The organism is Novosphingobium sp. RL4, assembly GCF_035658495.1.
Lineage (GTDB): Bacteria > Pseudomonadota > Alphaproteobacteria > Sphingomonadales > Sphingomonadaceae > Novosphingobium.
Map to the genome: position 1 here is coordinate 138,519 of NZ_CP141945.1, position 16,432 is coordinate 154,950.

General features: G+C 67.7%; 13 protein-coding genes and 2 riboswitches. Of the genes, 3 read left to right on the top strand and 10 right to left on the bottom strand.

Annotated features, from left to right (window positions below; genetic code table 11):
- The 3 genes from cobN to U9J33_RS18055 all read right to left on the bottom strand — a co-directional run bounded on the left by cobN (position 1) and on the right by U9J33_RS18055 (position 5,856).
- Positions 1-3,723: a cobaltochelatase subunit CobN gene (cobN, locus tag U9J33_RS18045; protein WP_324699620.1), complete on the bottom strand. Its 3,723-nt coding sequence runs from the start codon at positions 3,721-3,723 to the stop codon at positions 1-3.
- Entirely contained in the window at positions 3,723-4,784 is a 1,062-nt protein-coding gene (gene cobW, locus U9J33_RS18050) for a cobalamin biosynthesis protein CobW (protein ID WP_054441920.1), read from the bottom strand. Before cobW ends, cobN begins: the two co-directional genes overlap by 1 nt.
- A 189-nt stretch (positions 4,785-4,973) precedes the next feature.
- A riboswitch (cobalamin riboswitch) is annotated at positions 4,974-5,228 on the bottom strand.
- Positions 5,229-5,262: 34 nt separating this feature from the next.
- Positions 5,263-5,856 carry a histidine phosphatase family protein gene (locus tag U9J33_RS18055; RefSeq protein WP_324699621.1) on the bottom strand — a complete coding sequence of 198 codons (594 nt, stop codon included), beginning with the start codon at positions 5,854-5,856 and terminating at the stop codon, positions 5,263-5,265.
- Between the two features lie 35 nt (positions 5,857-5,891).
- Positions 5,892-6,016, top strand: a riboswitch (cobalamin riboswitch).
- Between the two features lie 54 nt (positions 6,017-6,070).
- Here U9J33_RS18055 and U9J33_RS18060 point away from each other — a divergent pair.
- Both U9J33_RS18060 and U9J33_RS18065 read left to right on the top strand, forming a co-directional pair.
- On the top strand, positions 6,071-6,280 hold the full coding sequence (locus U9J33_RS18060; RefSeq protein ID WP_054441987.1) for a CbtB domain-containing protein: 210 nt from the start codon (positions 6,071-6,073) through the stop codon (positions 6,278-6,280).
- A 9-nt stretch (positions 6,281-6,289) separates the two neighbouring features.
- On the top strand, positions 6,290-7,075 hold the full coding sequence (locus U9J33_RS18065; RefSeq protein WP_185999683.1) for a CbtA family protein: 786 nt from the start codon (positions 6,290-6,292) through the stop codon (positions 7,073-7,075).
- Positions 7,076-7,102: 27 nt separating this feature from the next.
- Here U9J33_RS18065 and U9J33_RS18070 read toward each other — a convergent pair whose 3' ends face one another.
- From U9J33_RS18070 to U9J33_RS18090, 5 genes are all read right to left on the bottom strand, one after another.
- On the bottom strand, positions 7,103-7,588 hold the full coding sequence (locus U9J33_RS18070; protein ID WP_324699622.1) for a MarR family winged helix-turn-helix transcriptional regulator: 486 nt from the start codon (positions 7,586-7,588) through the stop codon (positions 7,103-7,105).
- A 76-nt stretch (positions 7,589-7,664) separates the two neighbouring features.
- Positions 7,665-9,623, bottom strand: coding sequence for an FAD-binding monooxygenase (locus tag U9J33_RS18075; RefSeq protein WP_324699623.1), 1,959 nt, complete (start codon positions 9,621-9,623; stop codon positions 7,665-7,667).
- 127 nt (positions 9,624-9,750) lie between these two features.
- Positions 9,751-10,725 (bottom strand): DMT family transporter, encoded by a 975-nt coding sequence (locus U9J33_RS18080; RefSeq protein ID WP_324699624.1) that lies wholly within the window; start codon positions 10,723-10,725, stop codon positions 9,751-9,753.
- A gap of 183 nt (positions 10,726-10,908) precedes the next feature.
- Positions 10,909-11,478 (bottom strand): hypothetical protein, encoded by a 570-nt coding sequence (locus U9J33_RS18085; RefSeq protein ID WP_324699625.1) that lies wholly within the window; start codon positions 11,476-11,478, stop codon positions 10,909-10,911.
- A 191-nt stretch (positions 11,479-11,669) separates the two neighbouring features.
- Positions 11,670-13,106: a globin-coupled sensor protein gene (locus U9J33_RS18090; protein ID WP_221937306.1), complete on the bottom strand. Its 1,437-nt coding sequence runs from the start codon at positions 13,104-13,106 to the stop codon at positions 11,670-11,672.
- 220 nt (positions 13,107-13,326) lie between these two features.
- Here U9J33_RS18090 and U9J33_RS18095 point away from each other — a divergent pair, with 220 nt between their 5' ends.
- Positions 13,327-13,848: a GNAT family N-acetyltransferase gene (locus tag U9J33_RS18095; RefSeq protein WP_324699939.1), complete on the top strand. Its 522-nt coding sequence runs from the start codon at positions 13,327-13,329 to the stop codon at positions 13,846-13,848.
- 2 nt (positions 13,849-13,850) lie between these two features.
- On the opposite strand, the gene U9J33_RS18100 is transcribed toward U9J33_RS18095, so the two are convergent.
- Positions 13,851-14,714, bottom strand: a complete 864-nt coding sequence (locus U9J33_RS18100) for a BadF/BadG/BcrA/BcrD ATPase family protein (RefSeq protein ID WP_324699626.1) — start codon at positions 14,712-14,714, stop codon at positions 13,851-13,853.
- Positions 14,711-16,426, bottom strand: coding sequence for a D-lactate dehydrogenase (dld, locus tag U9J33_RS18105; RefSeq protein ID WP_324699627.1), 1,716 nt, complete (start codon positions 16,424-16,426; stop codon positions 14,711-14,713). The genes U9J33_RS18100 and dld overlap by 4 nt, the downstream gene beginning before the upstream one ends.
- Between the last annotated feature and the right edge of the window lie 6 nt (positions 16,427-16,432).

Below are 16,432 nucleotides of genomic sequence, written 5' to 3' on the forward strand. Positions count from 1 at the left end.
TCATGCTCCTGAGAGGGCCGCGAGCGTCAGGCCCGCGCTGTTCGATCGGGGTTTCCAGAGGCCGCGTTCGAGCGCCTCGGCAAGGCGTGCGGCGGTTTCGCGCAAGGCGGCGGGATTGGCCTTGGCCATGAAATCACGCACCGCCTCGTCCTCGATGAAGGCGGCGTGGACGGCGTCGAAATGGTGGTCCTTCACCGCGTGGGTCGTGGCGGCGAAGGCGAAGAGGTAATCTACCGAGGCGGCGATCTCGAACGCGCCCTTGTAGCCGTGGCGCATGACGCCGGCGATCCACTTGGGATTGGTGACGCGCCCGCGCACGATGCGGCCGATCTCATCCTCCAGCGTGCGGACGACCGGGCGTTCCGGGCGGCTGTGGTCGTTGTGATAGCTGATCGGCGCGCGGCCTTTCAGATGCTCGACGGCAGCGGCGATGCCGCCTTCGAACTGGTAGTAATCGTCGCTGTCGAGCAGGTCGTGCTCGCGGTTGTCCTGATTCTGCACCACGGCATCGACCGAGGCGAGGCGCGCGGCGAAAAGGCCGCGCTCGGCATCACCCTCCACGCCGCCGCCATAGGCGTAGCTGCCCCAGTCGAGATAGACATCGGCCAGATCGCTACGTTCGTGCCAGATCTTCTCGTCGATCATGGCCTGAAGTCCGGCGCCGTAGGCACCCGGTTTCGATCCGAACACGCGCGTTCCGGCGCGGCGGGTGGCCTGCGTTTCCGCCTCGCCGCTTTCGATGAGCCCCGCGGTTTCGGCGCGGTGGCGCTCGGCGGCGGGGTTGTCGCCCAGCGGTTCGTCGAGCGCCATAACCGCGCGCGCGGCGCTGTCGATCAGGTCGATCTGTTCGGGGAAGGCGTCGCGGAAGAAGCCGGAGACGCGCAAGGTCACGTCCACGCGCGGGCGGCCGATTTCGGCCACGGTCATCACCTCGAAGCCGACCACGCGGCCCGAAGCCCAGTCCCAGCGCGGGCGCACGCCCATCAGCGCGAGGGCCTGCGCGATGTCGTCGCCGCCGGTGCGCATGTTGGCGGTGCCCCATGCGGAAAGCGCCATGGCCTTGGGGTATTCGCCCTCGCGCTGGAGGTAGTCTTCCACCAGCAGATCGGCGGACTTGCGGCCGAGTTCCCAGGCAACGGCGGTGGGCACGGCGCGGGTGTCGACCGAGTAGAAGTTGCGCCCCGTGGGCAGCACGTCCGGCCGCCCGCGCGTTGGCGCGCCGGAGGGGCCGGGCAGAACGAAGCGGCCGTTCAGACCGGCCAGCAGGGCCTCGGCCTCGCGCGGGCCGCACAGGTCAATGCGGGGGGCGAGGTCGGTGCGGATGGCGTGAAGGACGGCGGCGGTTTCGCTGCCGAGGTTGCCGCTGGGCGTATCGACCATCTCGGCTGCCAGCAGTTCGAGCCGCTCGACGGTATCGCCATGCGTGCGCCAAGGCTCGCCCGAAATCGCCGCCAGCGCCTCGGGCCGCGCGCCGTCCCAGCGATCGCCCATGCGGCAATCGAGCGGATCGAAGTCGAGGCCTAAGTCGATAGCCATCGCGCGCAAGAGCGAGGCCTGTCCGGCATGGTCATAGCCGCGCGGCGTGCGGGCCAGCGCCACCAGCAGGTCGCGCCGCAAGCGGCCTTCGGGTGACCGGGTGAAGACATGCAGACCGTCGCGGATCTGCAATTCCTTCAGTTCGCACAAGTAGTTGTCGATGGCCGAAAGCGCGTCGTCATCGTCTCCGCTGGCCCCGGCATCGCGGTCGAGGCCGTGGCTGCGCGCCAGATCGAGAATGTCCCGCCGCAAGCGGTCGAGGCGGCGCGGGTCCATCCCGGCGGCGAGGTAGTATTCGTCCACCAGCGCCTCAAGCTGCTTGAGCGGGCCATAGGTCTCGGCGCGGGTCAGGGGCGGGGTGAGGTGGTCGATCACCACCGCGCCGATCCGGCGTTTGGCCTGTGTGCCTTCGCCGGGGTCGTTGACGATGAAGGGGTAGAGCTGCGGCAGCGGCCCGGCGCAGATCTCCGGGAAGCACTCGCGCGAGAGCGAGATGGCATTGCCGGGCAACCATTCCAGATTGCCGTGCTTGCCGACATGAACCACCGCCTGCGCGCCGAAGTCCTGCGCCAGCCAGACGTGGAAGGCGAGATAGGCGTGCGGCGGCGGCAGGGCCGGATCGTGATAGCTGGCCTTGGGATCGATGTTGTAGCCGCGCGCGGGCTGCACGGCGACGGCGAGATTGCCGAAACGGTGGACCGGCAGGCGGAAGGCGCTATCCCGCACGAAGGGATCGGCGGATGGCGCGCCCCAGCGCTCGACCATCGCCTTGCGCGCGTTTTCGGGCACCATTGCGAAGGCGGATTCGTAGGCCGAAAGCGGCAGCGAAACTTCGCCCGCGCGTTCCAGCGATGTCAGATCGTTGGTCACGCCGCCGGTCATCACGCGCATCAGTGCGGCGCCGTCTTGCGGAGCCTTGCCGGTGTCGTAGCCCGCCTCGGCCAGCGCGGCGACGATCGCAGCGGTGCTGGCAGGGGTGTCGAGGCCCACGCCATTGCCGATGCGTCCATCGCGGTTGGGGTAGTTCGCCAGCACCAGCGCCACACGGCGCTCGGTGGACGGCGTGCGGCGCAGGCGCGCCCAGTTGGCGGCCAGATCGGCGACGAAGGCCACCCGGTCCGGCGCGACGCGAGGGACGACGATGCCGCACTGGGTCACGTCGTCGAAACGCTCGGCCGCCTTGAAGGCGACGGCGCGGGTGAAAATGCGGCCGTCCACTTCGGGCAGCGCCACATTCATCGCAAGGTCGCGCGGGCCAAGGCCGCGTGCGGCGCTCTGCCACTCGCTTTCCAGGACACCCGCAAAGGCGACTTGCAGGATCGGGCAGTCCGCCTTTTCGAGAATGCCCGGCTTGCGATCGTCACCTGCGGAGGACGAGGCGAAGCTGGTGGCGTTGACGATCACATCGGGCGCGACCTCGCCCAGCAATCCGCCCAGCCAGTCCACCGCGAAAGGTTCCCGCAAGGCGCGAACGTGAACGGCGGCGACGTTGAAGCCGCGCTCCTGCAGCGCCGCGATCATCGCGTCCACGGCGTCCAGCGTGCCCGCGATCATCAGCGCGCGGTAGAACACCAGCAGGGCGAGCGGGCGGCCTTCGGTCCAGCCTGCCTGCACTTCGGCAAGCCCGGCGCGCTCGGTGCCTGCAAGGTAGAGCCCGGCATCGGCCACGGGCACCGGATCGTCCGGTTCGCCTGCGTCATGGCCGATGGTCCGCGCGGCGGTGCGCAGGAACGAGAGGGCATTGGCCATGCCGCCCTGCCGGAGATAGTCGCGCATCCGCTCGCGGACCTCGGCGGTCAAGGTGGAGGCGCGGTCGAGTGCGGGATCGGCCTCGCGCCCATCGGCGATGGCGGCGAAGGCAATGCCGTTCTCCCGCGCGACACGGGCGATCTCGTCGATCCCGTAGCCCCAGTAGCTCTTGCCGCCGAGCAGGATCACGCAGACGAATCTGGCCTTCGCGATCACTTTCTCGACATAGAGGTCGATCGAGTAGGGATGGCGCAGTTGCAGCAGATTGGCGAGGCGAACGCTCGGCCCACCTTCCGGCAAACGCGCCGCCGCGCCCGCGAAGCAGGCGAGTTCGCTGTCCGCCACGGTGAGGATCACCATGTCGCCGGGAGACTGGTCGAGGTCGATCGCCTCCTCGCCGTTGGAGATCGTCCCCGGCGTGGCGGACAGCAGGTGCATCAGGCGTCTGCTGTAGTGGCCACGGGGCCGAGAACCCCGGCAAGCCCTGCTTCGATGGCGGTGCGGTCCAGCCCCTTCTGGCCGATGACGACAAGCTGGGTGCGGCGCAGTTCCTGCGGCAGCCAGGCGCGGTCGTAGAAGTGCTGGATGCGCGGACCGACGGCCTGCACGACAAGGCGGCTCGGCTTGCCGCCGACCGCGACCATGCCTTTCACGCGCAGAATGTCGTGCTCTGCGATCAGGCCGTTTAAACGGGCGAGAAGGGCGTCGAGATCGGCCACATCGCCGCCGGAAACGACGAAGCTGTCGAAGTCGTCATGGTCGTGATCCTCGTCCAGCCCGTCGATGTGCGAGGGGCGGGAATCGAGATCGTCCTCGGCCGCGGCAGTGATACCCAGCAGCGCGGCGATGTCGACGGCGCCGTGATCGGCGCGCACGATCTTCACGCCGGGGCGCGTTTCGGCCAGCACCAGCGTTTCGACATGGGCAAGGGCATCGGCATCCACCAAGTCGGTCTTGTTGAGCACGACCATGTCGGCGCAGCCCAGCTGTTCCTCGAACAGTTCTTCCAGCGGGCTTTCGTGGTCCAGCATCGGATCGGCCGCGCGGGCGGCTGCCAGTGCTGCCTCGTCAGTGGCGAAACGGCCGGCCGCGACGGCATCGGCGTCGATCAGGGCGACCACGCCGTCAACCGTGGCGCGGGTGCGGATGTCGGGCCACTGGAAGGCCTTCACCAGCGGCTTGGGCAGGGCAAGGCCGCTGGTCTCGATGATGATGTGATCGGGCCTGTTCTCGCGGTCCAGCAGCTTCTGCATGGTCGGCAGGAAATCGTCGGCGACGGTGCAGCAGATGCAGCCGTTGGCCAGTTCGACGATATCGTCTTCCGGGCAGGCTTCGTCGTTGCAGCCCTTCACCAGTTCGCCGTCCACGCCGACATCGCCGAATTCGTTGATGATGAGGGCAAGGCGGCGGCCCTTGGCGTTTTGCAGCAGGTGGCGGATCAGCGTGGTCTTGCCGGCGCCCAGAAAGCCGGTGATGACGGTGGTGGGAACTTTGCTCATGTGTCGTCTCCCGCGCGCCAGCGACCTGAAGCGGCGGGGCTTTCCGCCGCGACCTGCGACGATTGCGGCGTGCCGCGTCGGACCGGCGCACGGGCGCCCGACACGGCATGCCGCTGCGGCCCCGGCCGCATGCATCACGTCGCTCAGACGGAAGAGTTACCGTGCCTTGGCCATCCCCTGGACCCGGGCAAGAGCGACATCGACGCAGGCAGGTATCCTGGCTCGCGGGTCAGGGCGGGATGCACGGCCTTCCCAGGCCTCGCAGGATTTAGCGTCCGGCCCAGTGGCTGCGTCGGGAAGCGATTGTCCCGCCGCGAATGTGCATCGCGCTCACCGCTTACAGTTGCAGGGACAGCCCCGGAATCGAGCAAACTCTTTCGAGCAAAACTCTACCGGGTTCCCGTATTAAGCCCCTTGCGGGGCACCGGCGCGATCTTTGCCCGCGGCGTCCTGAAGGGCGAAACGGGCCCTGCGGCGATTAGCCGGGCAGGCCGCTGCCCGCAAGCCCCCCGGCAAGGCCAAGCGATTGCAGCCGCCACCTGCCGCTGAACGAAAACACGGTATGCGAAAGCGGCGCGATGTCTATCGCGAGCGTGGTGGAAAGCGGCAGGCAGAGCGCATGGGAAAGCGCCGCGCGCACGATCATCGGGTGCGTGATCCCGCAGGCCGGGCCGTCGTGACGGGCGATCTCGTCCATCCATCGGCCGATCCGCTGCCGGGCGGTTTCCATCGATTCTCCCCCCGGAGCGCCGCCAAGCGGGTCTGCGATCCATGCCGAGAACGCGCCGGGTTCCTCCTGGTGCACTTGCGCAAAGGCGCGGCCGGACCAGCGGCCATGATCGATATCGGCCAGCGCGGGTTCCGTCCGCCCGATAATGCCCATCGCCCCTGCGGTCTCGGCAGCGGCGATGGCGGGGCTGGTGAAGGTGCTATCGCGGAAGCGATCGTTCAGCGCGGTGCGCGCCGCATCGCGCAGCCCGCCCTCGTCCAGCGGTTCGTCAGGCCCTGCAAAGCCGCCGTGACGGGCCGGGGCCGTGGCGGCGATGCAGATCAGCAGGAGGGTCGTCGCCAAGGCCTGAATTCCATCGAGGTCGTTGACGCCGCCGGTAACCCGGTCCTAAGGGAAGGCGTCGAGGATTGAAGAAGCCGGTGGAATTCCGGCGCGGTCGCGCCACTGTAATCGAACGGGAACTTCCCCGTCGAGAGCCAGACCTTCCGCCTTGGCACAGATTTTCCGGGGACGCGCAATCCCGCCAAGGAGCATGAGCATGGCTGTTTCCGCCGCAATTTTCGATGATACCTTCATTCCGGTCGAAGGCGGCAGCGCCATCCCGATCGAGGACATCGCTCCCTGGGCCGTGCTGGGCACGCTGCTGGCCCTTATCTTCCTCTATTTCGTGAGCACCGAGCAGGGCGCTTTCTCCCTGTTCCAGGGCATGTACGTTCACGAATTCGTCCACGACGGCCGGCACCTCCTCGGTTTTCCCTGCCACTGAGGTAACGTCATGACCCGTCAATTGCTTTGGCGCGGAATGCTTGCCGGCATTCTGGGCGCGCTTCTGGCCACGCTTTTCGCACGCGGTTTCGCGGAACCGCAGATCGACCTCGCGATCGGTTACGAGGAAGATCATGCGGCCCACGGCGCTCTGCCCGATCACCCGGCGCCCGATCATGCTGGAATGGCGATGGCATCTGCGCCGCTCGCACACCCGCATCCGGCGGACGAAGAGGAACTCGTCAGCCGCGATACCCAGAAGGGGGCCGGCCTCGTTACCGCGCTGGCGCTTTACGGCGCGGCGGTGGGGGGCATCTTCTCGCTGGTCTTCGCATACGGCTATGGCAGGATGGGCCATCTCGGCCCGCGCAGCTTCGCACTGCTTCTGGCGGCGCTGACTTTCGTGCTGGTGGTGGTGGTTCCCGCGATCAAGTATCCGCAGACCCCGCCGGCCGTAGGCAAGCACGAGACGGTGGCGCTGCGCACGGCTGCCTATTTCGGCATGATCGCGCTGTCGCTCGGCGCGGCCGTGGTTGCCGGGCGCCTTCGCGGCAGGCTGGCGCGGCCGGGCAGGGGCTTCGATGCCACCCTGCTGGCTTTCGTGGTCTATCTCGGGATGGTCGGCCTAGGCCAGTTCCTGCTTCCCGCGATCAACGAAGTGCCTGCCGATTTCCCGGCGGTATTGCTCTGGAACTTCCGGCTCGCCTCGATGGGAACGCAGCTCGTGCTGTGGGCCACCATCGGACTGGCTTTCGGACTATGGGCGGAGCGCGTGCTCAGGCGCCAATCGGCCTGAGCACGGCCTGCCTCCCTGAAGGCTTGCTCACTCGCTCCGGTTGCCTGCCCCCGTGGGCGCCGGGCGCAGCGGCGCGCGGCTCAGCTCGTTACCGGCGCGCGTGGTCTTCTTCAGAAGTTTCAGGAAGATATCCTGTTCTTCTGATGTGAGATGAGAGACGATGTCGTCCTGCACCTGGTCCACCCATGGCGTTGCCGCGGCCAGAGCCTCGCCGCCCTGCCGGCTCAGCATCAGCACGCGGGCGCGGCGGTCGGTCGGGCTGACCTCGCGTTCGACCAGCCCTTTCTGCACGAGCCGGTCGATCACGCCGCCGATCGTCACCCGGTCATAGGCGATCATGCCCGCCAGCGTCTGCTGGTCCAGCCCCGGATGATCGCGCAGGGTCAGCATCGCCGCATATTGGACCGAGGTCAGGTCAAGCCCGGCCTCGGTCATGCGCGATGTGAAGCGCGCCACGGAAATCTGCTGAAGGCGGCGGATCAGGTGGCCGGGCATGGTCTCGAGGTCGCTCATGACAGCCACCTAGCTTGATAACGCCCGCCTGCTCAAGCCTCCCGTGTGCTGCCATGGCCGACCTCGGCCCGAAGGTTCAGCCCGCCGGTTCGGGAATGCGGGCGGCGGTCAGGTTGGAGGCGAAGTAGGCTGCCAGTTCCCGCGTGCCGTCAAGCGGAAGCACCTGCGCGATGTACTGGTCCGGGCGGACCACGATCATGCAGCCTTCCTCCCGGTTCACGCCGCGCATGTCGTAGATGTCGCCCGCGCCCGGATCGGCGCAGAACGCCTTTTCGTAGTCGCGCAGGCCCAGTTCGCCCTTGCGCGGCCAGAGCAGACCGGGAAGCTCGTCCATCGACAGCGACCGGTGCGATTGCTGGAATACCGCCCGCAAGTCGAACAGGGCGTCAGCATCGGCGCCCTTCGGCGTGTGGCGAAGCAGAGGCGAGGCTGGGTCGGTTTCCAGCGTGCGGCACAGCCGGGCAAGGCGGGAGCCGGGCTGGAGACCGTCACGACCCGCAAAGAGGTAGATCCGCCAGCGCCCGTCCGCCTCGGCGGCGTGCCCGAGGTGCATCGGCTTTGCATCGGCAAGGCGCACGACGGGCGCCGAATGGAAGCGCATCCCGACCCTGAAACCTTCCGCAAGGTGCTGGTGCTCGCCGCTGCCGGTCAAGGCGGAGCGGCGATACTGCGTGGCGGTTCCTGCCGTGAAGCGACCCTGCTTCACGAAATAGCGCTGGAATTCGGCGGGATCGACACCGTCCTCGTCCTCGGCGGTTTTCGGCTTCGCACTGAACATCGCGGCGAATTCGCGGTCGAAATCGATCAGCTCCTGCGCGATCGTCTGCCGCTCGGCCGAATAGCTGTGCAGCAGTTCCGGCCCGGCCTGCCCGCGCAGCACGGCAGCAAGCTTCCAGCCGAGGTTGAAGGCGTCCTGCATGGACACGTTCATGCCCTGTCCGGCCTTGGGGCTGTGCGTGTGGCAGGCATCGCCCGCGATGAAGACGCGGGGGAGGCTGCGCTGCTCCGCTCCGGCGGGCACATCGTCGAACTTGTCGCAAAGGCGCTGGCCGATCTCGTAGACGGACCACCACGCCACTTCCTTCACGTCGAGCACGTAAGGATGGAGGATGCGCCGGGCGGCGTCGATGAGCTGTTCGCGCGTGATGTTCCGCGCCGCCACCCGCTCGTCCCGGCCGAGCTTGTCCAGTTCGATGTAGAGGCGCACCAGATAGCCGCCTTCGCGCGGGATGATGAGGATGTTGCCCTCGTTCGCGGAATGGATCGCGCTCTTGAGGCGGATATCGGGAAAGTCGCTGTAGGCGAGCACATCCATGACGCCCCAGGCCTGGTTGGCGGATTCCCCGATCAGTTCGCGGCCGATCGCCCGGCGGACCTGGCTGCGGGCGCCGTCGCAGCCCACGACATAGCGCGCCCGCACCAGTTCGGTGCCTTCCTCTCCCTCTGCGCCCACGCGCCGCAGCCTTGCGAGGACCGGCTCGGCCGGGTCTTCCGGTATGGTCAGGTCCGCCACTTCCATGGCGTAGTCCGGAACAAGGCGGGTCGGCGCATTGCGCATCGCTTCAAGGTAGAAGTCATGGACGCGGGCCTGATTGAGGATGACGTGGGGGAATTCCGAAAGCCCATCCTCGGTATCGGCAATGCGGCCGTGGCGGGAAATCCGGCGCGCTTCGCTGTCGTCCGGCTTCCAGAACGTGGTTTCGTTGACCCAGTAGGCTTCCCGCGCCACGCGGTCGGCAAAACCGAAGGCGTTGAACATCTCCATCGTGCGGCAGGCGATGCCGTCCGCCTGACCGAGCGCGAGCGGACCGTCCTTGCGCTCGACGATGCGGGTGCGGATCGAGGGGAACCGCGCAAGCTGCGCGGCCAGCGTCAGCCCGGCGGGGCCGCAACCGACGATCAGCACGTCCACATCGTCCGGCGCGCCGGAGGGCCTGTCGCTCCCAAGTGCGAGGGTGGGGGCCGCGGCGAGGTGGGGGACGGGTTCGGAAACGGCCGGGTCGCCGGTGCGGAATCCGTTCAGGTGAAATTGCATCGTCTCATCCTCTCCAACACAGGCAGGCTCCCGGTTCGGACGAACGGGTACCGCCTCAACGAATATAAGTAGTATGCGACCTATATTCCGGAGTCAAATGCGGGCGAGCAGCGGGAGAGCGCGGCGATCAGGGGTGCAGGGTGTCTCCGTCGCTTACCGGCACCGTCCCGGGCTTGCGATGGGCGGCGATGCAGGAGATCACGCTGGGCACCAGCAGGGCGAAGGCGGCGGCCTCCATCGGGGTGGGCAGGCGCCGTTCCCAGACGAAGGCATAGACGAGCGCGAACAGCGTTTCGAACAGGATCATCTGCCCGGCGAGCGTCAGCGGAAGCAGGCGGCTCATGCGGTTCCACAGCGCATTGCCGAGGATCGAGGCGAGCACCGCCACGCCCAGCGAGATCGCCCCGAGGCGCAGCCACGCGGCATCGGTATGGTGCGCGGTATCGAGCAGCAGCGCGAAAGGCAGCAGCAGCAGGCTCTGCGCGCCGGTCACGAGGCCGGTCAGCAGGTTCCAGTCATGCGGGGAAACATGGTCGAGCCGCGCCAGCCAGCGGGAATTGCCCACCGCGAAGCCGGTCCACGAGATGAGCGCGCCTACCGCACAGCCCAGGCCGATCAGTTGCTGCTCCACCGTGCCGGAAGAGGGATCGACAACGGCCTGCCAGCCGATGCAGATCGCGCCGGCCATGCAGAGCAGCAGCGAGGGGATCAGCCGCCGCAGCGGCACGGCGCCATGGTCGCGGCTGCCGATGATGGTTACGGCAACCGGCAGGAACCCCACGACAAGGGCGGTTAGCGCGACGCCGCCGTTCTGGACCGCGCTTGATAGCAGGATGAAATAGAGCGTGTTGCCGGTGAAGGCGAGCCAGCCCAGCGCCAGCCATTCGCGCCGGGTCACATGCGGGCCGAGCTGCCGCCAGCGCGGCAGGAGCAGAAGCAGCGAGAGCGCGCCGTAGAACAGGTAGCGCCCGGCAGTGAGCTGCAGCGGCGTGAAGTCTCCGGCCAGTTCGGGCGCCAGGAACACGAGCCCCCAGAACGCGCCCGCACCGGCGCCGCAGGCAATGCCGGCGATGGTGGCGTTGCCGGTCTTCTGGTTGCTCACTGGATATCGCTCCTGCGTTGGGGAGCGGGAGCCGTTCACCAGGCGGCGCGAAACGTCAATGCCCACAGTGCCGCTTTTCGGCAATATCCTGTCGTCACTTCGGGCAGATTGACTGGTGCGCGTGCCTGTCCCGCGTGACACTTTGCCGAGCGCCGGGAAGCGGAGGGGGCGCCCCGCGTGTTTTCAGTTGAGCGCGAGTTCGCCCTGCCTGCGATCGCCCGAGATGGGGCCGGAGCGTCCCATCAGGCAGCGCGCCCGGCCGGTCAGGGTGTAGACGACGTGCCGCTGCGCCCCCCGGTTGTGATGGTCCACGCGAAAGCCCTGATAATGACGCTGGATCAGGCCCGCCTTGACCAGTTCGGTGGTTGCCCGGCTGAGGTTGGTCTTGCCCGAACTGCGCACACGCTCGCGCACTTCGGCCTCGATCGCGGCTTCGGCGGCAGTGGGCTGCTGCGGGAGTTTTCCCGTCCGTTCCAGCTCCGCGCGCACTTTCATCATCAGCGCCTGTCGCTTGGGATCGCGCCCGCCCATCGGTGTCAGCGCGTCGCAGAGCCAGTCCCGCAGCAGGATGGACTGGCCGCGATGGGCGATGAAGGGCCCGGCGCTGCCGTCCGGGCGGGCGATCTCGGCGATCAGGCTGAGCACCATGAAGGCATAGCGGGGCCGGCTGCTGGCATGAGCGACCTGATCTAGCAGGGCTGCCATGTCGCTGGCGGGAGCGCGGCGGGCGGGATCGGTCGGCGCGAGAAACATAACGGGAATCTATAGAGCACAGATCGCGAATCGTGAGAATCCCTGATCTTTCGCAATTCTGCGCTTTGTCGGCCGTGACACTTTACCGGCGGGCAAAGTGTCGAAAGTTAAACTTTGAAGAGGGGCGAAAAATGGGGCGAAGGGGGAGCCGGGTGCAAGGATTGTCCTTTCCGCACCCGGCCCCGCTTCGCTCAGACCGCCTGCAACCTGGGCTTCAGGCCGCCGGGTGCTTCGCCGATCTGGAAGCGCCTGGCATGTTCGGCAAGGGTGGTCGCGTCGGAGATCAGCGTGCGGGCGGCAGCGGACGTCTGCTCGACCATCGCGGCGTTCTGCTGGGTGGTGCGGTCCATCATGCCCACGGCAACGCTCACTTCGGAAATCGCCGAGGCCTGCGCGTCGTTGTCCCGCGCCATGGTTTCGACGAGGTGGTGAACCCGGTCGACTTCTCCGGCGATCCGTTCCAGCGAGCGGTCCACCCGCGATACCGTCTCTACCGCCCGGTCGATCTCGGAGCGGGTGGCCGAAAGGCCGTTGCGGGCCTTGCGGGCCTCTTCCTCGGCGCGCATGGCCAGCGAACTGACGAGGTCGGCCACGACCGCGAAACCGCGCCCGGCGTTTCCGGCACGCCCCGCCTCGACGGCGGCGTTCATGGCAAGGACGCGGGTCTGGAAGGCGATCTTGTCCACCCCCTCGATCACCTCGTCGATCCCGCGCGCGCTTTCGTGGACCACTTGCATGGCCTGCACCGCATCTTCGGCCACGGCGCGGCCCTGCTGCACGACGGAAAGCGCGCCGCCTGCAATGCCGAGGGTTTCCTGCGCGCCGCCGGCAGTGGCCTTCACCCGTTCCTCCACTCGCACAAGGGTGGCGGCGGTCTCTTCGAGATTGGCGGCGCTGCTTTCGGTGCGGCGTGCAAGATCCTCGGACGCGCGGGCGATCGCGCCGGATTCGCCGTAGATCGCCTCCGACGTCCGCACCACCGAGCCGATCGTGCCGCGCAGGTTCGCGAGGCTGCCGTTGTAGGACTGCTTGAGCGAGAGGAAGCCGCCGGGCAGGTCGTCGATGTCATGGATGAGATCGCCGCCAGCCAGCCGAGACATCGCGCGGTCCAGCGCGGCGATGGCCTGGTTCCGCTCTGCCTCGGCTTCTTCGAAGTAGATCGAGATCGACAGGTCCATGTCGAGCATGGCCGCCTTCATCAGCGCCCGGCTGAGCTTGCCGGGGCGCGAGAGGCCGAGCATCCGCTTCCACGGGCTTGCGCTGCGCTCCACCGCGCGCATGATTTCCTCAAGCACGAGCGCATAGCCGCCGATGTACCAGCGGGGCTCAAGGCCGATCCGGGCATGGACCTTCCCGATGCGGCTGACGGCGGCGTGGTAGCTCTCGTCGAAGCGGCCGGTGGCGATGCCCATCCAGTGCCCGAGCTGGGCGCTCTTGGCGGAATCGATGTGCCGGTCGCTGGTGAACATGCGCGCCATTTGCGGCGTGGCGCGGACACGTGCGTAGAAATGGTCGAGCGCGGGGGGAATGCACTTGCGAAGCAGGGGCTGCGCCGCCGCGAGAACGCGGCGCTGCGCAGGGTCGAACTCGAGGAATTCCAGCCGTTCCTCGATCGTCTTGACTGTCAATTTGATCTCCCGTGCGGCGGCGGCTCGCCGGCCGTAATGAAATCCTTTGCGTCAATGCTTTATAGGAAAGCCGCGGCCCCGGCCGGGCGCTTGGCCGTCATAATTTTCCGCCTGGGGAAGCTTCGCGTTCGGGGGGGCTGCTTGCGGGGACCGAGCCGTCCACTATAGTGCCGGGATGACGCAAGCTGACGATATCGACCGGCACCTCGGTGGAGCATGTTTGACCATTCGTGATGCCGTACCGGCGGATATCGAAGGGATCACGGCCATCTACAACGACGCCGTGCTGAACACGACCGCGATCTGGAACGAAACCGCCGTCGACACCGCCAACCGGCTCGCCTGGCTGGCCGACCGCAGGCAGGCGGGCTATCCCGTGCTGGTGTCGCTCGACGAATCCGGGACGGTGCTGGGCTATGCCTCCTTCGGGGACTGGCGCGCATTCGACGGCTATCGCCACACCGTCGAGCATTCGGTCTACGTCCGCGCGGACCGGCGCGGCGGCGGGATCGGAATGAACCTGATGATTGCCCTGATCGAACGGGCGCGGGCCATCGGCAAGCACGCCATGGTCGCGGGGATCGAGGCCCGCAACGAGGGCTCGATCCGCCTTCACGAAAAGCTCGGCTTCGAATCCGTGGGCCTGTTGATAGAGGTCGGCTGCAAGTTCGGAAACTGGCTGGACCTCGCCTTTCTTCAGCTCACGCTCGACAGCCGCGAAGCGCCCGATCGGCTGCCGTAAGCTCAGGCAGGCACGAAACCGGCAAGGCGCAGCGCGCCGTCCAGCGAATCTCCGAGGGCAGGGCTCAGACGCTCTACCGTGCGCGAACGTAGCCACGGCTGCATCCGCGGGGCGAGACCGCCGACGAGCGTGCAGCGCGTGGCGCCGCGTTCGAAGATGGTCTCGATGAAGCGCTCGATATGGCCTGCCGCGTGTTCGACGATGGAGCGGGCGATGGCGTCGTCGGCCTCGGCATAGTCCATCACCAGCGGCGCGAAGGTGCCGTAATCGCGCGGGCTTGCATGGTCCATCCAGGCGATGGCCCGTGCAGTGTCATGCTCGAACCGTTCGGTCACGGCGGCGCTGAGCGGGGTCTTGCGGGTGCGCCCGTCCAGCGCGCGCAAGGCGTGGCGCATCGCGGAAAGGCCGAGCGCGGCGCCGCTCCCTTCGTCCGAGATCGGGAAGCCGTAGCCGCCGATGGTGAAATCGCGGCCGTCCACCCGCACCTGCGCGGCGCTGCCGGTGCCGATGATGAGGATTGCACCGTCCTGTCCGGCGTGCGCGCCGAGGTTGGCGATCTGCGCGTCCGTGGCATAGTTCACCGAAGCGAAGCCGAAATCGAGTTCGGCCAGCGCATCGCGCACGCCGGGGCGGGTGATCCCGGCGATGCCCATGCCGGCATGGATGGCGGCGCGCTGCCCATCGGTCAGCCCGGCTTCGGCCACGGCCTGATCGACCGTATCCTTGAGCGTTTCGTAAAGCGCTTCCATGCCGATCCGCGCATTGGCGGTGCCGGACCTGCCATGGCCGATCTCCTTGCCCTGCGCGTCGACCAGCCGGGCGCGGCAATTGCTGCCGCCTGCGTCGATGCCGAGGAAATAGGTCATGGGTGTTCTCCGTGAGTCCCCGTCCAGTCGCGGCCACGGGGGGTATGGCCGATGCCGGGGTTGAGCTGGTTGCGCGGGTCGATCTCGCGGTAGAATTCCGCCAGTTCGGGCCGCGCGACATAGAGGTGGCCGACGTTGTGCTCGGCCGGATAACGGGCGCCGCGCGCGTCGAGCAGCGCCCAGAGCGCGTGCTCGAAGCCGAGCGGGTCCGTGCCCTTCTTCACGATGTAGTCCTGGTGGAACACCTGGCAGAAGAAATGGCCGTAATAGAGCGTGTGGATCGTGCGCGCGGCAAGATCGGCGGGAAGCTGCTCCACCCATTCGCGGGTATTGCGGGGCAGGGCCACATCGAGCGCGACGATGTCCTCCACTTCGCGGCGATGGACAGCGCGGTAGCGCACCGCCGCCCCCGCCGCGACGAAGCGGTGGAGGAAGGCCTTGGCGCTTTCCTGCGGCGTGCATTCGAAATGATCGCCATCGGCACCGCCGGGGAACAGCGCGCCGAGCAGCGCGCGCGCCGCCTCTACCTGATCGCGCGGCACCTTGAGGATCAGGTGATGCGCGAAGCGGGCGCGGTATTCGCGCATGCGGGGCGGGAGGTGCTCGGGGATGAACCGGCTTGCCCATTGCATCAGCCGGTCGGCAAGGCCGCCGCCGAACAGCCCGTCGAAGCGGGACTTGGCCGCGAACAGCGCGGGCAGGCGATCGGTGCCGAGCCGCTCGATGGCGTAGAACATGTCGCGGCCGTAGCGGTCCGCCACGTCGAAAGCCTCGGCGTGCATGTATTCGCCCGCAATCGGCAGGGTATCGAAATCGCGCAGCATGGTGCGGCGCAGGTCGGTCAGCCGGTCGGGATCGCGGGTGCCGATGTAGAACGTGGTCGTCTCGTCCTCGCGCGCGAAAGTGTCGAGGCGGACGGCGAAGACGATCAGCTTGCCCGCGCTTCCCGCCGCCTCGAACAGGCAGCGCGGATCGGCGTTGAAGCGGGCGGGCACCTCGCTCTCGATATCGCGGACGTGCCGGGCATAGGCATGGTCGTGCGCCCACTTGTCGCCGGCGGGGTCGATGTCGGCCTCGGTATACTGTTCGCGGTCGAGGCGGGAGAGCATGGTCTCGGGCTCGTCGCCAAGATCGATGCCGAGGTGGTTGAACAGGCGCAGCGAACCGTCGGCCTGGACCTGCGCATAAAGCGCGAGCTGGGTATAGGCAGGCCCGCGCCGGATCAGCGAACCGCCCGAATTGTTGCAGACCCCGCCCACGACCGAGGCCCCGAGGCAGGATGAGCCGATCACCGAATGCGGCTCGCGCCCGAAGGGGCGCAGCGCCTGCTCCAGCTTGTAAAGCGTGGTGCCGGGCATGCAAAGCACCTGGGTGCCGCGCTGGATCACCTTGAGCGCGGAGAGCCGCGTGGTGCTGATGATGACGAGACCGCCGGGATAGTCGTCGCCATCGGGGGTGGAACCGCCGGTAAGCCCGGTGTTCGACGCCTGCATGATGATCGACACGTCCGCCGCCACGCAGGCCTGCACCGCGCGCCACAGCTCCACCAGGGTGCCGGGGCGCACCACCGCGATGGCCGGGCCCTCGCCGGTGCGATAGCCCTTGCGGAAGCGCGCCGTGGCGCGGGGAGAGGTGAGCACGTCACGCTTGCCGACCGCGCCGCGAAGGGCGGCCAGAAGCGCCTTGTCCCGTGTGGTGATGCTCGCTGCCATGGTTCT

Coding starts and splice junctions, on each gene's coding strand:
- cobN (WP_324699620.1), bottom strand. CDS start 3,723: ATGCACCTGCTGTCCGCCACGCCGGGGACGATCTCCAACGGCGAGGAG.
- cobW (WP_054441920.1), bottom strand. CDS start 4,784: ATGAGCAAAGTTCCCACCACCGTCATCACCGGCTTTCTGGGCGCCGGC.
- U9J33_RS18065 (WP_185999683.1), top strand. CDS start 6,290: ATGACCCGTCAATTGCTTTGGCGCGGAATGCTTGCCGGCATTCTGGGC.
- U9J33_RS18070 (WP_324699622.1), bottom strand. CDS start 7,588: ATGAGCGACCTCGAGACCATGCCCGGCCACCTGATCCGCCGCCTTCAG.
- U9J33_RS18075 (WP_324699623.1), bottom strand. CDS start 9,623: ATGCAATTTCACCTGAACGGATTCCGCACCGGCGACCCGGCCGTTTCC.
- U9J33_RS18085 (WP_324699625.1), bottom strand. CDS start 11,478: ATGTTTCTCGCGCCGACCGATCCCGCCCGCCGCGCTCCCGCCAGCGAC.
- U9J33_RS18100 (WP_324699626.1), bottom strand. CDS start 14,714: ATGACCTATTTCCTCGGCATCGACGCAGGCGGCAGCAATTGCCGCGCC.
- dld (WP_324699627.1), bottom strand. CDS start 16,426: ATGGCAGCGAGCATCACCACACGGGACAAGGCGCTTCTGGCCGCCCTT.